This window comes from Cupriavidus sp. 01T418, assembly GCF_056398885.1.
Genome location: NZ_JBFTQG010000100.1, coordinates 1 through 2,828, shown reverse-complemented (window position 1 = coordinate 2,828; position 2,828 = coordinate 1). Strand labels below are relative to the sequence as shown.

General features: G+C 68.6%; 2 protein-coding genes. One reads left to right on the top strand and one right to left on the bottom strand.

The features are described 5' to 3' along the window. The coding region (locus tag AC1DQ3_RS36290) for a hypothetical protein (protein WP_477124914.1) at positions 1-2,490 on the bottom strand (2,490 nt) is incomplete at its 3' end. Between the two features lie 105 nt (positions 2,491-2,595). On the opposite strand from AC1DQ3_RS36290, the gene AC1DQ3_RS36285 reads away from it, so the two are divergent. Beyond that, positions 2,596-2,828 (top strand): hypothetical protein (locus AC1DQ3_RS36285; RefSeq protein ID WP_477124913.1); only part of this gene is annotated, 233 nt, incomplete at its 3' end.

The following is a 2,828-nucleotide window of genomic DNA, read 5'->3' as shown; positions in this document are numbered from 1 at the left end:
TGCGGCCAGTCTGCCGGGCCGGCAGCGCAACGTCTCCTGTGGTTTGCCTTCGATCAGGCGTCGCATCTCCGCCAGTACGTCTTCCTGAAGCGCCCGCTTGAGYTGAACAAGTGCTGGGCGSTTGAGCCTGGGCAGCCGGTGATGTTCGTCAGATGTCGAGATMTGTTCCATATATGAAAACGCGCCGCGGGCGAGTAGAACATCGGTGRCCTTGACACTGGCGGCAACCTCCCCGTTGGGGCCGGCATAGCGTGGGTGGGCACGATTCACGGGATCTTTCGGGTCCCGCAGGGGGAACATGTTTTCCATCCGTGGATCGTATTCCATCGGGTGATTGATGATGATGGCTGGCGAGTCTTTCAGCACGCTGGACCAKACGGGTTTATCGGCCGTCAGATCGCATTGCGATGCCAACTCCTCGAARAACGCTGTTCGCGCCTGGTCCAACGGCTTCTCCACGAATACAGGATCTGGCTCCTTGATGGTTGTCGACTCCGAYTTGATGACTTGTGCCGGCACGTGGCTGCCAATGGCCGCAGGCTGCGCATACATCGTCTTGAAGGCCGGCTCGCGGCGCAGTCGGTTTTCCATGGTGCCCGAGAGCAGGGACAGCTCGTTCAGGCTGAGGCCGGGCCGCTGCTCGCGCAGGCGGCGGGCGTAGGCCAGATTGGCTTCCCTGTCCCGGCGCGGCACGGCGTCGCGAATGGCGGCCAGTTCCACGGAGAGCGTCTTGAAGGCCGGCTCGCYGCGCAGATGGCTTTCCAAGGCGCCCGAGAGCAGGGACAGCTCGCTCAGGCTGAGGCCGGRCCGCYGCTCGCGCAGGCGGCGGGCGTAGGCCAGATTGGCTTCCCCGTCCCGGCGCGGCACGGCGTCGCGAATGGCGGCCAGTTCCACGGAGAGCGCCTTGAAGGCCGGCTCGCCGCGCAGATGGTTTTCCGCGGCGCCCGAGAGCAGGGACAGCTCGCTCAGGCTGAGGCCGGGCCGCTGCTCGCGCAGGCGGCGGGCGTAGGCCAGACTGGCTTCCCCGTTCCGGCGCGGCACGGCGTCGCGAATGGTGGCCAGTTCCACGGGGAGCGTCTTGAAGGTCGGCTCGCGGCGCAGATGGCTTTCCGTGGTGCCCGAGAGCAGGGACAGCTCGCTCAGGCTGAGGCCGGGCCGCTGCTCGCGCAGGCGGCGGGCGTAGGCCAGATTGGCTTCCCCGTTCCGGCGCGGCACGGCGTCGCGAATGGTGGCCAGTTCCACGGGGAGCGTCTTGAAGGCCGGCTCGCTGCGCAGATGGCTTTCCAAGGTGCCCGAGAGCAGGGACAGCTCGTTCAGGCTGAGGCCGGGCCGCTGCTCGCGCAGGCGGCGGGCGTAGGGCAGACTGGCTTCCCCGTCCCGGCGCGGCACGGCGTCGCGAATGGCGGCCAGTTTCACGGGGAGCGCCTTGAAGGCCGGCTCGCGGCGCAGTTGGGTTTCCAAGGCGCCCGAAAGCAGGGACAACTCGTTCAGGCTGAGGCCGGGCCACTGCTCGTGCAGGCGGCGGGCGTAGGCCAGACTGGCTTCCCTGTCCCGGCGCGGCACGGCCTCGCGAATGGCGGCCAGTTCCACGGAGAGCGTCTTGAAGGCCGGCTCGCTGCGCAGATGGCTTTCCGTGGCGCCCGAAAGCAGGGACAGCTCGYTCAGGCTGAGGCCGGGCCGCTGCTCGCGCAGGCGGCGGGCGTAGGGCAGATTGGCTTCCCCGTCCYGGCGYGGCACGGCGTCGCGAATAGCGTCGCGAATGGCGGCCAGTTCCRCGGAGAGCGCCTTGAAGGCCGGCTCGCTGCGCAGTTGGTTTTCTGTGGCGCCCGAGAGCAGGGACAGCTCGCTCAGGCCGAGGCCGGGCCGCTGCTCACGCAGGCGGCGGGCGTAGGCCAGACTGGCTTCCCCGTCCAGGCGCGGCACGGCGTCGCGAATGGCGGCCAGTTCCACGGGGAGCGTCTTGAAGGCCGGCTCGCTGCGCAGATGGCTTTCCGCGGTGCCCGAGAGCAGGGACAGCTCGCTCAGGCCGAGGCCGGGCCGCTGCTCGCGCAGTCGGCGGGCGTAGGGCAGACTGGCTTCCCCGTCCCGGCGCGGCACGGCGTGGCGAATGGCAGCCAGTTCCACGGAGAGCGCCTTGAAGGCCGGATCGCGGCGCAGATGTTTTTTCGCGGCACCCGAGAGCAGGGACAGCTCGCTCGGGCTGAGGCCGGGCCGCTGCTCGTGCAGTCGGCGGGCGTAGGGCAGATTGGCTTCCCCATCCCGGCGCGGYACGGCGTCGCGAATGGTGGCCAGCCTTGCCTGGGTTTCAGGGGCAATGCCCGCAGGAACGTCCCTCGGGTGTGATAAACGCGCAATCTTCGCTGGGAGGCTGTCGTCGATGGCCGTCTTGCGCTTYTTATGGGGAGTTCGGCCGCCTTGCGGCGTGGCGCTATCCGCGTGCAGGGGTGCACAGGCATCGCGCGGTGCGAGACGTTCGCTCGTATCGGCCATCGGTCTGGTCGCGGAGCCGGGAACGGGCTCTTCCAGGCGCTGCGGCGTGGCGGGTACGCTAACCCCAGGCGCTTGCATGGGGAGTGGGCGGACGGSCTGACGCAGATGACCGGGCTGCTCCGGCTGGGCGCGCTGAAGCGCCGCCTGTTGTTGTCCGTACGCGTCAAGCGCTCGCAGGACGGATTCGCYGAGATCGCAGGARCGCTCAAGCTGGTCGGCCAGGCAATGGCGCAGCAGCACTGCTTCTTCGCCAAGCATCGGTGTGTCGCGCCGGCACGCCCGCGTGAAATTGTGGTACGCATTCGGGTCAAGCATGCTGAGACCCAGGCGCACGGCAT